Consider the following 16,378-nt stretch of genomic DNA (forward strand, 5'->3'; position numbering starts at 1 on the left):
ATCGTTCGTGATTGATGCGGTTCCTATCGTCACCGCATCCTACGACCCTACGGAACAGCAATTTTCAGCTCAACCCGCTGTTGGCGGCGGCTTCCGTTCGGGAGCATTTACAGGAGAAACGGCAATGCTTGAAACGATAGCGATCCTCTTGATCATACTCTGGCTGCTCGGCCTGGTATCTTCCTACACGCTGGGCGGATTCATTCACGTGCTGTTGGTCATCGCGGTGGTAGTGATCATACTGCGCATCATTCAGGGACGAAGCCCGGTATAGCGGATACCCAGCCCGTACGGCGCGACGGTATCCCGCCGTACGGATTCCGTATCTGTCATCGCACCGTTCCCGCACCTTTCCTCAATTCCGAAGCGTAACCGCCGACTCTTCCTGCGTCCGGACAAATGCGCAACCCTTGAGAATGCGCCAGCGAACGGGAGAACCGGGGGCAAAGGTGAAGACAAGCAAGCCTTGTTTTCGATCCGCCCGGAGCGGCATTTGGCTTAACGCAAATCGACTTACTGCGAAGCACTTACCTTGTAAAACTCTTTATACCATTCAACAAAATTTCTAATGCCGTCTTCCAGCAACGTATTGGGTCTATACCCCAAATCCTGAACCAGATCGGAAACATCCGCATAAGTTGCAGGCACATCCCCCGGCTGTAAAGGCAACATGATCTTGTCGGCTTTCTTACCCAAACATTTTTCCAGAGTTTCAATAAAAGTTAACAGATGTACAGGATGATGATTGCCGATGTTATATATCCGGTAAGGCGCGAGACTCGATCCCGGATCAGGGTTTTCTCCGCTCCAACCAGGATTGGGTTGCGCTGGCTTATCGATGACCCGGACGACGCCTTCGATGATATCGTCTATATAGGTAAAATCGCGCAGGTGATTGCCGTGATTGAATACGTTAATCGGTTTTTCCTCAAGGATATTGCGGGTAAACGTAAACAACGACATATCCGGTCGTCCCCAGGGGCCGTAAACCGTAAAAAATCGCAACCCGGTGGTGGGAAGATCGTAAAGATGGCTGTATGTATGGGCCATTAATTCGTTGGCTTTTTTACTGGCCGCATAAAGCGAAACCGGATGATCGACATTGTCATGAACGGAGAAAGGCATACGGAGATTGGCACCATACACCGAACTGGACGAAGCGTAAGCCAAATGCCCTACCGCATTATGTCTGCAGCCTTCCAGGATATTGAGGAATCCCGCTATATTGGAATCGATATAAGCATGCGGGTTAGTCAATGAATATCGGACGCCTGCTTGAGCCGCCAAATGCACGACCCTTTGGAATTTCTCTTCGGCAAAAAGTCTCTCAACCTCGCTTCTGTCGGCAATGTCAAGCTTGATGAACTTAAAACGATCGTAGTTTTTCAATCGCTCTAAACGCGCCAGCTTCAGATTGACATCATAATAATCGTTCAGATTATCTATGCCGACAATTTCATCGCCCCGTTCCAGCAATTTCATACTCAGCGCGGATCCGATAAATCCGGCAGCTCCGGTTACTAATAATTTCAAGATACCTTTCTCCTTTTTTCTTGTATATCGGGAAATGAAAATGCTTTGCGAAACACAATCCATTGATTATTTGCATGATAAACGGATATGGCTAACTCCAGAAGTTAGTTTTCGAGCTTAACCCTGAGCCAATTTAAACCGCTGAAAATCCACCAGCCTTTTAGACTCCACAATCTCATCATGCGGCAATAGCAGGTAAGCCCAGGGTTTAGCGCCCATTTCTGCGGCGTGATCCGAAGCATGTTGACACCAACGAGCCGCTGCCGCCGCTTTAGCCTGGACTTCTTGGGAATCGATGTCGCCTCGCGCTTTGGTTTCCACCATCAAGATTTGCGTTTCGGTTTCCGCGACAAAGTCGGGAATGTACTCAGACTGTTCGCCTCCCAGCTTGTAGTAGATTTGAAACTGGCCTTTGGCGGGTTTAAACCACTTTAGCGCGTCTCTTTCCAATAGGATGGCAAAGCGCCGCTCAGTGTCCGAGTCGAACTTTTGCAACGGATATAAACAGCGCTCGAATCCACCGAACAGCATTTGTTTGATGCGGCCGGTTTCCGTTACCGTTTCGCGATAATAATGCGCGGTAATCCCCAGGGATGGGATGAACGCCGCGTAATCGCCGGGAGCGATTGCGGCGCGGCCAGCGGCAGCCGTGTAATTACACGCTTTCAACTCGGTAAAGCCGCGACTGACTTTCACTTCGTATTCGGTGGCTTCCTCCCAGAAGTGCGCCATCATCTGGGCGTGGATTTCACGGGCAATCAAGCGCCGATCGCGATCCAGCACACTCTGCACCTCTGCTTCGGAAAGATAACCGGATAAGTGTTGCACCATCTGACCGGCAAGGTCATACAATAAATCGGCGTGGGTGAAGTAATCGATGTCGTCAAAATCCACCAGGGCGTGAACGATGTAATCCTCCAAACGCCGTTCAACCAAACCGATTTCCGCCGCCAGCGTGAATTGTTCGTTGGTGCGCAGCATTTGCCCGACTATTTCTCGTTCGCCGGGTTGCAGATGCAATTGCGCGACATCGAGTTTGAACGGATGGAAACCGGTCGCGACCTCTCCGTTCGGCACCACGGTAATGCGCGGAATATCGATGGTCTGCTGGACGACTACCTCGATCGTTTTCGCCACCACGTCCGCCAAATTGAAACCTTCCTCGGCAAGCCAACTGGACTGCACCGGCTTCAGCCGCTCGGCCACTTCCAGCAAGATTTTTTGTTGCACTTCCGGCTTGAGCAACGCCGCGCTGTTCGGCAGCAAATCCTCGCACTTACCTATGACACCCACCACCTCACGCACGGCTTGCAATTCGGGCTCACGGGTAAAAAGCGGCACTGGACTGGCATAACGGATGCCCGCGCCCATGGGGTTATCGTCGGAACTTGCCTGAGCGGCGACCGTCAGTGTCGCGCCCAACCCTAGTCGAGACATTGCGCCAGAAACGACTTGCACGCTGACTTTTTTATCGTCGCCGCTCGGAGCCTCCAGAATCAACTGTTTCAGTCGAATCGGCGAATCGCCGCGATTGGCCTCGTCGATAATCTCCTGAAACTTGTCATGCGCGACGATGTTCAGACGGTCCACCGCCGCCACGCCGGTACGCTTGCCGTACGGCAGACGCAGACCTCGCCCGATCGATTGCTCGATCAGCGTCCGCGCATTGGCTGCCCTGAGCGGCACGATGGTGTACAGATTGGTCACGTCCCAGCCTTCCTTGAGCATGTTCACGTGAATCACGATTTCGGTCGGCTCATCGACGCTTTCCACCGCCAACAACCGGGTAATCATCGCTTCCTCTTCGGCACCCGAGCGGCTGGAATCGACCTGAATCACCTTACCGCGATAACGGCCTTCGTAAAACGCATCGGACTCCAGCAGCGCCAAAAGCTGCGCGGCATGGGCGGTATCCCGTGCAATCGCCAACATGAACGGCTTAACGGCTTTTACCCCGTTTTCGCGGGCATAGGTCAACAACTCCACTTTAGTCGTTTCGTGCAAACGCACGCCATCTTCCAACTTGATCTTCTCCAATTCCTCCGGCGTATGCGCCTTGGCATCGAAATTACGTTGCGTGACCACCGCCGGTTCTTTCACAAAACCGTCTTCCATCGCCTGCGCCAGCGGGTAATCCATCACCACGTTTTTGAACGGCGCCGGCCCGCGCGTCGATTCCACAAACGGCGTCGCGGTCAATTCCAATCCGAATAAAGGCTTCAATTCGTTGATCGAACGCACGCCCGCGCTGGCGCGGTAGCGGTGCGACTCGTCCATCAGCAACACCAAATCGGGCAGATTCGCCAGATAGTTGAAATAACTGCCGCCCAACACTTCCTTCATGCGCTTGATGCGCGGATCCTTGCCGCCGCGCACCTCGGAATTGATTTTGGAAATGTTGAAAATATTGACGCGGATTTCGGCAAAAATATCGCGGGTAGCATCGAAACCCGCTTGGTCGTAATTGTCGCCAGTAATAACGCGGGGCGCGTTGATGGCGAAATCGCCAATGCCCTTGAACACGTACTTCGGCGTATTCGGGGTGAAATCGGCAATCAGCTTGTTGTAGATCGTCAGGTTAGGCGCCAGCACGAAGAAGTGATTGATGCCGTGCGCCAGATGCAGATAGGCGATAAACGCCCCCATCAAGCGGGTTTTACCCACGCCGGTCGCCAACGCAAAACACAGCGAAGGAAAGTCGCGCTCAAAATCCTCCAACGTAGGAAACAATGACTTCAAACTGGACAACACCGCTGGCAAGTCTTTTTCGTGCTGCAACAACTCCGGCGCCATTTCCAGCGAACGCGCCAAGCGCGACAAGGATTCGGCTTGCGGTGGACGCAGCGACAAGCGGCCGGTGACGGCATTTAAAACGCGTGCATTCATTGGTATCGATCCTTCAACAAAATCAGTTGCCGCAATAAATCAGGTACATCGTCTTGAATAATGCTCCACTCAGACATACAACGCTTCCTTTTCAATATACGGGCGCAATTCCGCCCGTAATGCCTTTTCGGTAACCAGATCAACCGGACTGCCCAAGACATCCTCCAAATAAAACTGCACGCCGAAATAGCGAGCGGAGGTGGCCGGCCCGTCAAACTCGACCAGTATATCGACATCGCTATCCGCTCCGCGCCGCGTTCCGTACCGTGGAGCCGAAAAGCGCCAAACGGGTCACGCCGAAGCGCTCGGCCAAGGCCGGCTTGCTTTGCGTCAAGAGAAACAGTGCTTGATTGCGGTTCATGCGACAACGGGGACGTCAGGTTTTTCGTCTTTGGGTTTACGATGTGTTTGAAACTGAAAATCCGACACGTCGACCGGATGCGGCCGTTTGCTCAGATGCAGTATTTCTATGCCGACCACCTCGCCGTTGTTGTCGTAATCCATAATCACGCCGGGCGCTACTTCTTCCGATTCGATAACGTCGCTGTCCACCAATTGCAAATGCAAGGCATCTGCTGCTTCATCGATACTGAGTTTCATAATTTACCCCTCATGGCGCGGTCAAAAAATACGGTTATCACGCGGACCGGTTCAACGTGCGGATTGACAATGACACGTAGAACCCACCCTTCAAATTCGTCGATTTTACCGAGCCGGTGCTCCAATTCGGCGTCCAAGGCATCGGCTTCAATCAATTGCGGCCGTTCAAGCACGCGCTCCAACCATTCGAGCCGAATATTGCGGCGTTTATTCAAGCTTTCCTGCGCATGCACCGTCAATTCGTAATTCATGCGTCCCCGTCGAACAAGTCCAGGGCTATGTTGTCCTTTTGCCGTTCACGGCGCAATTGCTGGGCAGATAGGCGGATAATTTGATTATTCCGAACAACGACGATTCCCGTGTTCGTCTCCAAGGCAATTTCGCGCGCAAGCATGGTGGCACGTTTTAGCGCCTGAAGTGAAGCTCGTAAATCGGCGTCTTTGGCTGTATGCAAATCTTGCGGCATCATAAGTCATCATCCTCGGCAAAAAGACTGATTTGTCCCGAGCGTGGCGTTTTATCTTTTGTCTTATCCGGCTTTGCGCTTTCCGGCATGGGCTGCGAAACCGCCATCGGCAAATTCGCCACATTCAGGCTGTAATCGTCATGACCCCATTCGCAACGCGCCAACACCATCTTGGGGATTTTTTTCAGGGTCAGATTCGGCCAACGCTCATTGGCTTGCGCAGCAGTGACGTCCCGAAAGGCCGAACAGCACACCAGCAAGCTGTATTCGCCGCCCACCTCGTCGGCTAGTGCCTGAAACTGCTCGGCGGACAGGTTTTGCGTGGTGACGTAGATGAAATCGCGCTCGCTGGAATGGCCGTGCTGCCACCAGCGGCTTTCCGACGGCGCATAAGTAAAGCCTTCCAGCTTGCACAACGCTTCGGCCAGCATCGCCGCGTTGTAGTCGGGATTGACCACCGGATTGCCCCAGCGGTCGTTGACGATCAGGCTGGGCGCCAGTTTGTAATAACGGAAACCTCCGCCGCCCTGCCAGTTGACGGCTTTGCTGATACCACCTTGATCCTCTCCATCAATCACTTTTTGCAGGCGTGGGATGATGTGGGTATGGCAGTGCTCGCCCAGCTCGACCAAGATCCAGCGACGGCCCATTTTGTGGGCGACCGCGCCGGTCGTGCCGGAGCCGGCGAAAGAGTCGAGGACGAGATCGCCTTGCCTAGTTGAAAGCTCCAAAATACGTTGAATCAACCTTTCTGGCTTCGGTGTAGAAAATATTGCTTCTGAATTAAATTTAGCCACTTCGCGCTTCGCATCTTGGTTATCTCCAACTTCCGTGCGAAGCCAAACTGTCATGCTAACAATTCCCTCTTGTACCTCAGATAAAAATCTTTTGATCCGTGGAACATTATTCCCTGTCTCACCAAACCAAATTCGGTTATCAGCTCTTAACTCTTCAAAACGCTTAGGTGATGCTGCCCAACAACGTCCTTTTGTTGGCATTAACTTTCGCCCTGAGGGAGTAGTAATTTCAAAAATGTTTTCACTAAAACCTGTCTTTGCAAACTGTGCTCCACGCTGCCCACCGGTCAAACTAATCGTAAAATCTCCCGAAGTCCAAGGACCACGAGGATCATTGTCTGAATTGGAATATCTTGAATCAGCGTCTTCTGTTCTTGGCAAAAGATTCGGACGCCATGTTTCTTTATTCTTTGCATATACCAAAACATGATCATGGCTATCTGATAGCCAGACACTATTTGCTTGTGGTGAGAATTTTTTCTGCCAAACCACATTAGCAACAAAATTCCCCCGTCCAAACACCTCATCACACACCACCTTCAAATAATGGCATTCATTGTCGTCGATAGTAATCCACAACGAACCATCGTCCGCCAACAGCCGCCGGATGACTTCCAGCCGGTCGCGCATCAAGCCCAACCAGATCGAATGCTCCAGCCCGTCATCGTAATGGGTAAACGCGCTACCGGTGTTGTACGGCGGATCGATAAACACGCACTTCACCTTGCCGCTAAATTCCTGCTCCAGCGCCTTCAACGCCAGCAGGTTGTCGCCGAAAATCAGCCGGTTGTCGAAAATATCGTTATCCGTCAGCCGGTGCCTGGCGTGATACGACTTCTCCGGGTCTTCCAACAAAATGCGCGGCTCCAGCCGAGGCCGCTTGTCCTTGTCGATCCAGGTGAGTTCGAGTTTTTGTTTAGTCATCGTCATTTTCCGTGCGAATAAATTCGCACCTACCATTTTTTCTTGATTAGTGCGCTTTACAATGTAGGTGCGAATTTATTCGCACAAATTTCTATAACCATATCGCATCCCAATGCGGATAATCGCCGATATTTTCAACCAAGCCCGCCCGCAGCGGGTTGGCTACAATGTAACGCGCGATTGCCCGAACATCCTCTTCTTCACGTAACGCATGATCGTAAAAGGCTTTTTGCCATACCGCGCCTTGTCGATTTAAATAACCATTTACAAGATGCGCGGCGCGCGCTTTATAGGCTTTCATAATTTCCGAAAGCGTATGAGTTTCTCCCAACCGAAATAACCAATGCACATGATCCGACATGACCACCCAAGCCAGGGAGTCAACCGCGCCAGCGTCATGCAGATTGCGCATTTGAGCAATCGCCAATCGAGCGCAATGAAAATCGCGGAAATAGGCTGCTTCCCGTTCCGCCAAAACCGTGGTCACGAAATACGCGCGTGATGATTCGTTAAATCGGCCTTTACGCAAGTCATCATACGGCATGGTTGTTTTCTATCTGTGCGAATACCCATGAGGGCGCAAGTAAATTCGGACCTACCCGGAACCTTCGATACTTGGCGTGATACGACTTTTCCGCGTCTTCCAGCAAAATCCACGGCTCCAGTCGAGGCCGCTTGGCCTTGCCGATCCAAGTGAGTTCGAGTTTTTGTTTGCTCATGGCCTATGCGTATTCATACAGGAACAATCAACTGGATATGCCCCGCTGCCGCTTGCGCCAAGCGGTTGTCGCGCGTCCAGAACGAGTCGCAACCTTGCCCGATAGCCGCTGCCAGATGCAAAGCATCCGGCGTTTTTAGGCGCTGTGCCGCACGCAATTCGGTAGCGCGCCGATAGACGGCGTCGTCTAAAACCAGCCGGCGAGTCATCGGACTGGTAAACAAGCGGTCATATTGGTTCAACAAATCGTATTTGTTGTTGCGCATCGGTTCAACGCGGCACTCCAGCTCTGTCAATGCCGTGTGGCATAAGACGGCATTCGGCGTGGCGAGCAGTTGAGCGCGCAGCTTAAGCCGCACGTCCTCGCTGCCTTCCAGATAATAGATAAAAATGCAACTGTCCCAATATATACGGTTCATCGGCGTCAATCCCAGGACTCTCTTTCCTCATTAAGCATGTTGTCGATTTCAGTTTTGGTTTTTTCGGGCCAATTGCGTTGAGCGGTTAGATTGTCGAGCAATTGCAACAACCCGGATGAAGCTTCGCTAACCGCCTTAGGCGCCTCTTCATACAACACCAGCAACCTGGCTTTTTCGGCGGTAATTTCCGTCGGCAATTTGACGTGAATCTCGCCTTTAATAATCGTTGTTTCTAATTCGATGGCTTGCATAACGGCCTCCAGTGATAGCGGTTGTGTCATTTGCAAAACTCGGGCAGCGGGATGAGCGACTGAAGTTGCGGACGCTTGTCTTTGCCAATCCAGGTGAATTCGAGTTTTTGCTTACTCATTACATTATTCCTAACTCTGCTGTGCTAAGGCAGCCATCAGGCGTCCTTTCACCGTTCGACAATCAGTCTTATTTTCGAATACGCTACGCGCCTGCTTGTTCCACAGTATGCTTTGTACAGTATTCACAAGACGCCCACAAACAAGATCAACTTCGTATGAAATGGCTGTCAGCTTATTCTGAATTAGAGCTAACGTCGGCCCGTTTTGTAATTGTAGCCGGATGAAAATGACGTGCAGAATCAGCCAGACGCCGTGATTGAGAATCTCTCGTGCAGGGAGTGTCCCTGTTGGTAAGCCGGTAGGGTCACTCTCAACCCTGGCGCGTACCCGTACTTTCTCCAAGATTATTCGGCCAATTTGAACTGTTCGCCACATTTGTCTTGCGGTGAGTGAATCGGCAAAAAGCCGCTCGTAGGCCTGACGCAAGGGATCGGTAGCTGGTACCAATCCCTCCCGACCAAACAGCTTCTTTCTATCGGTCTTGGCTGCGACCACGTAGTCCTGCCAGTCGTTCGTGGTTACGGTGCAAGCCAGAAGCGGGGCGAGTTCACGTGCGCTGAAGCAGGTCGGCGATAACGGCGGATCGTCCGCTCCCTGTTTGACCAGATAGGTAATGCCGGCCATCTGCAAGGTTTGCTGCCAGATGGCCTGCCGCTCATCGAGCGCGGCAAAGTCTTCCAATTCTACCGCATTCTGGCGGTTACGCGATTGGGTAACACGATCACCAAAGCCGTCAGGCGCATTTTCAAGGCAAACGAATGTCGCCATGACGACTGCGGGATGCGCTTCGTAGTGAGCCAACGGCTCGCGGGCTATCGCACCAACCGTCTGCGCTCCGTTGATGATGGACAGGCCTCGAACGCGAAACCTGCCAGCCTGCCGATTTGGATCACGCGGATGCTGCTCCTGTATAGAATCGCAGAGGAAGGTGACCCCGTTATTGAAGTAGAAGAAGTGTTGCGCTTCTTGTCGCAGGGTCTCGCTCAGTCCAGTGTTGACGGTGGTCGTGCCCTTGAAACGGCGAATGTTCCGATCAACCAGATGCTCTTTATGCGCCGCCCAAAGTTCAGCGAGTCGCTTGGCATCCATGCGGCCATAGAACGACCGGTAGGGTTCCTGCGTGTAGCCGAAGTCTCTCAACTCGACTTCGGCTTCTATGGGCTGGGCCGAAATCCCGTCCAAATGCAGGTCGTGGAGCGTCGTGAGCCCATAGGCATGGCACCGAAGAAAACCCGGATTCGTACCATTGAACGCACGCTCTAAGTCGGCAAATATGTCGCGCCGGTCATCGGACACGGCCGTGCCGGAATAGGCAAGAACGACTTTGATTCTGCAGACACCACTGTTCAAAGCGTTGGTGATTACTGCCTGTCGGTTTTGCAGCGCGTTATTGAAACGATCCCAGCGCCCTTGCAAGAAGTCGGTTATACCATCGCGGAATTTCGATACGTCACCGAGTTCCGGCTCGCCGCTGCCTGAGTCTTTGTACTTGGATTGGACGAGCCAGATCGTTTGATCCGGCGCAACAAGTACCGAATCAATACCATGATCCTGACCGCCGTCGATGCTGGCTGCCACCGCTTCGTCCAAAGTAGCTCTAGCGCCTTCATGTAGAACGAATGCCGCGATTGCTTTAGACAGGAAGTTGCTGCGTCGAGACTCTGGAGTGTTTCCCGTTCCAGTGATTAGGGTCGAATAGTCTGCGTCAAGCTTTTGACGAAGCAGATCAAGTTCGAGTGGTCGAGCGAGAAAGGTTGCCATCAGATTAATTCCCACTCAATAGTGAACAAGATTTGTTCACTAACCTGTTGCTGAAGTTGTTGTTCCAACTGTCCGATCAAATCGTTACGCTGCGACTCGATCTCATCCTGGCGGTCGAACAATTCGCGGCGGAGCTTGTTACGCTTAGTTTCCAGTTCCCGCTGACGTTTTTGCCAATGCAGCTTTTCATCCAGTGTCGGCGCAGTCGCGGCAGTGCGGCGAATCTCTTTCACTTCTCTATCAATTTCCTTAATTTCCTGCTCCAGGCCGAGCTTCAGGTCGTCTGCCCAGGCATCCAGTTTTTCGACTTCTTGCTGAAAATAGCCCAGATTGCGTTGATTGATCTCGCGGAGCAGGTTTTGTTTGCGCGTTTCAAGGTCTTCGACTAGAACGATAGGTAATTGCACTTCACCTCCGCTCTCCCCAGTAAAGGAAGTAGAGGTCGCAGGAAAACGTAACAATTTTTCCGGATCGTCTTCGATCAATATGCGACTATCGGCTGTGCTGGCGGCAACGATTAGATGCTGTTCCTGGCTGCCCAAGGCTTCGACAGTGACGAGCTTAACCGCCAGCCACCCCACTTGACCGCGATAGGCCTTGAGCGTACTGACCTGAGTGCCATAAGCGTCGTAATCGAAAATCAGGCGGGCGTTGGGTAATACGCGGCTTTTGGCTTGATGCGTAACCCATTCGGCCAAGGGGTAGCCGATTCTATATAAATGAGCATCGCCGCTGCGTCGGGGCAATTCGTAACGCCCTAATTCAACGTTTTGCAATTGCTGATCAGGCAGACGAAGCAATCTAAAGCCGCTATCGTCGAATTCGGCGCAGCCACCCAGTTCAGCGCGGCTGATGTCGATCAGCATTTTCTCGTAGCGGCTACGGGTAGCGACGCTGTCTTCGGCGCGGACGCGTAGTTTTTCCTGCACCTCTTCGTCGAAGTTTTCCAGTAACAGTTGGCGAGTTTTGACCATCGCTTCGTTGATCTCGTTGGATAGATCGTTTTGCAATTGCTGGAAGCTGGTCTGGATGGTTTCCGGGTCGCGGCAGTTCTGGTAAATCTCGGCGATGCGACGCTCGAAATCCACCCCGGAACCAATCGCCCCGAGTACTTCGTCGCTGGCGCCGAACACGCCTTCAAAGAGTTGAAATTTCTGCGCCAAGAGTTCGTAAACGCGAGCATCCGCTTCGTTGCTGCGATCCACGAAGTTGACGACCACGACATCGAATTTTTGGCCGTAGCGATGACAGCGGCCAATGCGCTGCTCGATGCGCTGCGGATTCCAAGGCAAATCGTAATTGATCACCAAGGAACAGAATTGCAGGTTAATCCCTTCGGCTCCGGCTTCGGTGGCGATCATGATGGTGCCGTTTTCTTTGAACTGCTCGACCAATGCGGCACGGGTATCGGCGGTTTTGGAACCGGTCACCCGATCCGTACCCTGGTGCCGTTGCAACCATTCTTTGTAAATAGCTTGCGCCCGAGCATCGCTGTTGGCGCCGTTAAAAAGCACGATGCCTGCACCGTATTCGGTTTCGGCCAATAGTGAAAGCAGGTATTCCTGAGTGCGTTTGGACTCGGTAAAGATAATGGCTTTCTTCGGCGCGCCCAGCCGTTCCAATTCCGCAAAAGCGCGTTCGAGCGCGGTTAAGAGTGCCTTGCCTTTGGCGTTGTCGCGAATGCTGGTGGCCAACTTTTTGAATTGACGCAGTTCCGCTATCTCTTCGGCAATCGCGGCTTGCTCGTCGGCATTTTGCTTATCGTCCGTGACGGCAGACTCATCCCATTCATCGGCGGTTTCGTCCAAAGACTCGTAATCTTCGTCCAAGGCTTCGGCGAGGTTAGGCACTTCTTGAATCGGCTCTATCAGGCCTTGCAAGCGATTCGCCATCGTTTCCAGGGCACCGGCAATCGCATGGGTAGACGAAGCCAATAATTTCCATAACACCAAAGAGATCAACTGACGTTGACCGTCCGGCAAAGCCTTGAGATTGGGGCGACGCAGATAATCGGCCACCCGTGCCGACAGTTCTTTTTCTTCGGTGGACGGCGTAAATTCCTGGACAATGGCGCGTCTTGCGGTGTACGAGACATAGGGTTGTACCTGCCGTCGTAAGGTACGCTTGCAGACGGGGGCAAGGCGCGCTCGAAGACCGGCGAATGCGGTATCTCGGCTTTGGCTGCTGAATTGCGCCCTGAAACTGTCGAGATCTCCGAATACCCGATCATCGATGATGCTAACCAAGCCGTACAGTTCCAGTAAGGAGTTCTGCAATGGCGTTGCAGTTAATAGCACTTTGGAATGAACGCGCTCCAAGGCTTCCTTAAGCGTTCTGGCGATTACGTTACTGGGCTTGTAGACATTGCGTAGCCGGTGTGCCTCGTCCAGAACGACCAAGTCCCAATGAATCGCTTGAACATCATTCGCTTTGGCTTTGGCGAATTGGTATGAACAGATGACCGGTCCATCGTCGTATTGAAACGGATTGCGGCGCTCTTGTTTACGGATGGCGTTGTAGTTCTTCGCTTCTAAAATCAGACCTTGCAGGCCGAATTTGTCTTGCAACTCTTGATGCCATTGCTTGCGCAGATTGGCGGGAACGGTAATCAGAATGCGACGGCGGCGCTCGGCCCAATGCTGAGAAATCACCAAACCCGCTTCGATTGTTTTACCAAGGCCGACTTCATCGGCCAGGATCACGCCACGAGAGAGTGGGTTTCTACAGGCAAACAAAGCAGCCTCGACCTGATGCGGGTTAAGGTCTACTTGCGCATCGACCAACGTGGAAGCTAACGATTCGACCGTATCGCCTGCCGCGCGACGGGTTAGCAACCAGGCGTAATACTGAGTTTGGTAAGGCGTGAGCATTTTTTGTAGTGCTATCAACAAAGAATCCCTAAAATTTATTGATGCTGACTTCCGTTGTAATCGGAAAACGAGTCATTAGATTACAGTGCCCTCATGTATTTACCCTTTTGGCAGTTTATGCAGCCAGTTCCAAATGGCAGAACTAAGGTTGAATGTTGAAATTTCCGGTCTTAAAGTAGCTGCTAGACCATCTTTCTTTCTACAAAGCAACAGGCGGCGAACTCAACAAACGTGGAACTTCATTGGTCGTCTACAAGTAACGCGAGCTGGTGATTAATTTTAGCCTCTTTTGCACTTCCCGGCACTATCCAACAGAACAGCATGCAACGGAGGAAGGCTGACTGTATTTGGCCGTAGTGATTGATTTCTTTTCCCGGCAGGTGATGGGCTGGTCCATGGCAGAGCATAGGCGGACTCAGCGGGTGAATGACACCTATTGATGGCCCTTTGGAAGCGAAAGCCAGAGAAGGGGCTGATGTAACATACCGATCGCGGCAGCTAATATGCGTCGGAAAGTCATCGAGCGCTGTTAACGCTGCATGACATCCGGCAGAGCATGAACCGTAAGGGCAATTGCTGGGATTATGCAGTTTCGGAAAGCTTCTTTCACAGCCTAAAAACCGAGCTGATACAAGATAGGTCAAACCCAATCGGAGGCTAAACAGATGGTGTTTGAATATATCGAGGGTTTTACAACCGCGAGCGACTTCATTCCGCCAACGGTTATCTGTCGCCTGTGAACTATGAATTACAGCAAAAAGCTGCTTGACCGTCTGTCCGGAAAAGTGTTGACACATCACGTTCGACCGGTGCTTATGGGCGGTGAATGTTGCGTTTGAAGACCGACAGGATTTATTAGGCCACAAATCGAGCCGAATCACGGATCATTATTCGTCAGCCGAATTGGAAAATCTGATTGCTGCGGTGAAAAAGGTCTGCGTCGGCGTGTCACGCAAAATTCACGCAACGAAATCGCAGGGCAATAAAAAAGGGAATCAATGAAGTTGTAGTTCATTGATTCCCTTATTAATTTATGGAGCTGGCGATGGGACTCGAACCCGCGACCGGCTGATTACAAATTTGAAGGCCTGCTATTTTCTGCTGATTGCTTAACCTTAACAAACCTTTACAAACCAATACGTTCAGCCTATCATAGCCTTAACGGTGCTACACCAAATTTACCGAAATTTGACCGAGAGCGTAGCACCAGCGTAGCACCAGAAATTGACGCAAAGGCAGGCATGACAACACATTTCGACTTCACCAAGCCAAAACTTGAAGCACTGAGAGAGCCAAAACCCGGCGGACGAATCGTTTACCACGATACCCACAAGAACGCAGCCGGGTTACAGCTTAGGCACTCGGGCAATACAAAGACGTTCTTCATTCAAAAACGCGTAGACGGCAAGCCGGAGCGCGTCACTATCGGCAAGTTCCCCGATATGTCCATCGAGAATGCCAGAAAGGAAGCGGCGCGGCTGAGCGCGTTAATCGCGCAGAAGATTAACCCCAACACCGACGCCAGAGCCTTAAAGACCGAAACCACCCTGCAAGAGTTGTTCGACGAATTTCTCAAACACCGACGCAATAAGCGCGGCGCGTTCCTGTCCGAGAAAACCAAGCGCAGCTACCGTTACGACTTCGGTCTGTACCTGGAGAAATGGGGTAAGCGCCAACTGTCGCAGTTCAAGGATACCGACTTCGGCAAATTACATGCGGCGATCGGCAAGGAGCATCCCACAACAGCGAACCGCGTGATTGCAATGGCGTCGAGTCTGTTCGGCTATGCCGTCGAGCGCAAGCTGTTCAAAGGTGCGAACCCGGCGCACGGGATCAAGAAGTTTCCCGAAACCAAGCGAGATCGTTTTTTACAGCACGATGAATTACCCGCATTTTTCAAGGCGCTGGCCGAGGAACCGAACGACACCCTACGCGATTATTTTCTGTTGTCTCTGCTGACCGGAGCGCGGCGCTCCAATGTGCAGGAAATGGAGTGGAGCCAGATCAATCTGGCGCGGGCCGAATGGCGCATCCCGACCACTAAGAACGGCGAGCCTCAGACCGTCACCCTATCCCCGGAAGCCGTGGAAATCCTGCGTAATCGGCAAGGCTGTCATGCAGTTTGGGTGTTCCCCGGCACCGGCGCAACCGGGCATATCGTCGAACCCAAGAAGGCATGGCGGCGCGTGCTGGATCGGGCGGGCATTGATAATCTACGGATCCACGACTTGCGGCGCACGCTGGGGAGTTGGCAAGCTAAAACCGGCGCATCCCTGGCGATTGTCGGCAAGAGTCTTAACCACAAGTCGCCATCGACCACGGCCATTTATGCGCGGCTGGACCTTGATCCGGTCCGGGAGTCGGTCGAACGAGCTACCGGCGCAATGCTGGCGGCCGGCGGCTTGAAAGAAGCGGGCGAGATTATTCCCATTAACAAGAGGAAACAAGCAAAATGAGCATCGACTATCACGACATCATCACCATCGAACCAGGAAAGCGCAGCGGCAAGCCTTGCATCCGGGGCTTACGGATTACCGTGGACGACATTCTGGACTGTTTTGCGGCCGGCATGACCGAAGAGGAAGTGCTGGACGATTACGACTATTTGACCCGCGACGACATCCGGGCTTGTTTCGCGTATGCGGCCGACCGCGAACGCCATACGCGGGTAATCAAGGGATGAGGCTGCTTTTTGACGAAAACCTGTCCCCCAAAATGGTGGGCGGATTAAGCGATGTTTTTCCCAGTTCCGCCCATGTGGACCGGATCGGCTTGGGCGGCGGTTCCGATGATGAAGTATGGCGCTACGCCAAGGAAAACGATTTCGTGATTATCAGCAAAGACGCCGACTTTTACGAACAAAGCATGTTGCGCGGGCATCCGCCCAAAGTGATATGGATACGCCGCGGTAACTGCACCAATCGACAATTGCAGTTGATCCTGAGAAACAAGGCAAGCGTTATTGCCGAGCTTTGCGAAGCTGACGACGTTTCATTGCTCAGGATCGACTGACCCCATTTAACCGGATAGCAC

General features: G+C 52.4%; 18 protein-coding genes and 1 pseudogene. 5 read left to right on the top strand and 14 right to left on the bottom strand.

The window, feature by feature from the left end; genetic code table 11:
• Positions 1–124: 124 nt before the first annotated feature.
• A complete protein-coding gene (locus CC94_RS23555; RefSeq protein WP_005374070.1) occupies positions 125–274 on the top strand; it encodes a lmo0937 family membrane protein in 150 nt (49 codons plus the stop codon).
• Positions 275–513: 239 nt separating this feature from the next.
• Here the strand turns inward: CC94_RS23555 and CC94_RS0103740 are convergent, their stop codons facing one another.
• From CC94_RS0103740 to CC94_RS0103805, 14 genes are all read right to left on the bottom strand, one after another.
• Positions 514–1,533, bottom strand: a complete 1,020-nt coding sequence (locus CC94_RS0103740; RefSeq protein ID WP_031429840.1) for an NAD-dependent epimerase — start codon at positions 1,531–1,533, stop codon at positions 514–516.
• 117 nt (positions 1,534–1,650) lie between these two features.
• A complete protein-coding gene (locus CC94_RS0103745) occupies positions 1,651–4,419 on the bottom strand; it encodes a DEAD/DEAH box helicase (protein WP_005374074.1) in 2,769 nt (922 codons plus the stop codon).
• Between the two features lie 69 nt (positions 4,420–4,488).
• Positions 4,489–4,647, bottom strand: a complete 159-nt coding sequence (locus tag CC94_RS24515; RefSeq protein ID WP_342633144.1) for a nucleotidyltransferase family protein — start codon at positions 4,645–4,647, stop codon at positions 4,489–4,491.
• Positions 4,648–4,657: 10 nt separating this feature from the next.
• Positions 4,658–4,780 (bottom strand): hypothetical protein, encoded by a 123-nt coding sequence (locus CC94_RS24995; RefSeq protein WP_281023968.1) that lies wholly within the window; start codon positions 4,778–4,780, stop codon positions 4,658–4,660.
• Positions 4,777–5,019 carry a DUF2283 domain-containing protein gene (locus tag CC94_RS0103755; protein ID WP_005374078.1) on the bottom strand — a complete coding sequence of 81 codons (243 nt, stop codon included), beginning with the start codon at positions 5,017–5,019 and terminating at the stop codon, positions 4,777–4,779. Before CC94_RS0103755 ends, CC94_RS24995 begins: the two co-directional genes overlap by 4 nt.
• Positions 5,016–5,270, bottom strand: coding sequence for a DUF4258 domain-containing protein (locus tag CC94_RS0103760; protein ID WP_005374079.1), 255 nt, complete (start codon positions 5,268–5,270; stop codon positions 5,016–5,018). Before CC94_RS0103760 ends, CC94_RS0103755 begins: the two co-directional genes overlap by 4 nt.
• Positions 5,267–5,488 carry a hypothetical protein gene (locus CC94_RS0103765; protein WP_005374081.1) on the bottom strand — a complete coding sequence of 74 codons (222 nt, stop codon included), beginning with the start codon at positions 5,486–5,488 and terminating at the stop codon, positions 5,267–5,269. The genes CC94_RS0103760 and CC94_RS0103765 overlap by 4 nt, the downstream gene beginning before the upstream one ends.
• Complete coding sequence (locus CC94_RS0103770; RefSeq protein WP_005374082.1) at positions 5,485–7,206, bottom strand: site-specific DNA-methyltransferase; 1,722 nt, start codon at positions 7,204–7,206, stop codon at positions 5,485–5,487. Before CC94_RS0103770 ends, CC94_RS0103765 begins: the two co-directional genes overlap by 4 nt.
• Positions 7,207–7,297: 91 nt before the next feature.
• Complete coding sequence (locus CC94_RS0103775; protein WP_005374083.1) at positions 7,298–7,750, bottom strand: REP-associated tyrosine transposase; 453 nt, start codon at positions 7,748–7,750, stop codon at positions 7,298–7,300.
• Positions 7,740–7,925 (bottom strand): hypothetical protein, encoded by a 186-nt coding sequence (locus tag CC94_RS0103780; RefSeq protein WP_005374084.1) that lies wholly within the window; start codon positions 7,923–7,925, stop codon positions 7,740–7,742. The genes CC94_RS0103775 and CC94_RS0103780 overlap by 11 nt, the downstream gene beginning before the upstream one ends.
• A gap of 13 nt (positions 7,926–7,938) precedes the next feature.
• Complete coding sequence (locus CC94_RS21210) at positions 7,939–8,343, bottom strand: type II toxin-antitoxin system VapC family toxin (RefSeq protein ID WP_005374085.1); 405 nt, start codon at positions 8,341–8,343, stop codon at positions 7,939–7,941.
• A 5-nt stretch (positions 8,344–8,348) separates the two neighbouring features.
• Positions 8,349–8,594, bottom strand: a complete 246-nt coding sequence (locus CC94_RS0103790) for a hypothetical protein (protein WP_005374086.1) — start codon at positions 8,592–8,594, stop codon at positions 8,349–8,351.
• Between the two features lie 129 nt (positions 8,595–8,723).
• The gene (locus tag CC94_RS0103800; RefSeq protein ID WP_005374087.1) at positions 8,724–10,475 is read right to left on the bottom strand and encodes an AIPR family protein; all 1,752 of its coding nucleotides are present in this window, start codon (positions 10,473–10,475) and stop codon (positions 8,724–8,726) included.
• The gene (locus CC94_RS0103805; protein WP_005374088.1) at positions 10,475–13,345 is read right to left on the bottom strand and encodes an SNF2-related protein; all 2,871 of its coding nucleotides are present in this window, start codon (positions 13,343–13,345) and stop codon (positions 10,475–10,477) included. Before CC94_RS0103805 ends, CC94_RS0103800 begins: the two co-directional genes overlap by 1 nt.
• Before the next feature lie 326 nt (positions 13,346–13,671).
• On the opposite strand from CC94_RS0103805, the pseudogene CC94_RS24520 reads away from it, so the two are divergent.
• The 4 genes and pseudogenes from CC94_RS24520 to CC94_RS0103825 form a co-directional block, all read left to right on the top strand.
• Positions 13,672–14,114 (top strand): annotated as a pseudogene (locus CC94_RS24520) (IS3 family transposase); the annotation flags it as partial.
• Between the two features lie 472 nt (positions 14,115–14,586).
• On the top strand, positions 14,587–15,801 hold the full coding sequence (locus CC94_RS0103815) for a tyrosine-type recombinase/integrase (protein WP_031429847.1): 1,215 nt from the start codon (positions 14,587–14,589) through the stop codon (positions 15,799–15,801).
• The gene (locus CC94_RS0103820) at positions 15,798–16,028 is read left to right on the top strand and encodes a DUF433 domain-containing protein (RefSeq protein WP_031429848.1); all 231 of its coding nucleotides are present in this window, start codon (positions 15,798–15,800) and stop codon (positions 16,026–16,028) included. Before CC94_RS0103815 ends, CC94_RS0103820 begins: the two co-directional genes overlap by 4 nt.
• Complete coding sequence (locus CC94_RS0103825; protein ID WP_031429850.1) at positions 16,025–16,357, top strand: DUF5615 family PIN-like protein; 333 nt, start codon at positions 16,025–16,027, stop codon at positions 16,355–16,357. The genes CC94_RS0103820 and CC94_RS0103825 overlap by 4 nt, the downstream gene beginning before the upstream one ends.
• Positions 16,358–16,378 lie beyond the last annotated feature (21 nt).

It is taken from the genome of Methylomicrobium agile (assembly GCF_000733855.1).
GTDB lineage: Bacteria > Pseudomonadota > Gammaproteobacteria > Methylococcales > Methylomonadaceae > Methylomicrobium > Methylomicrobium agile.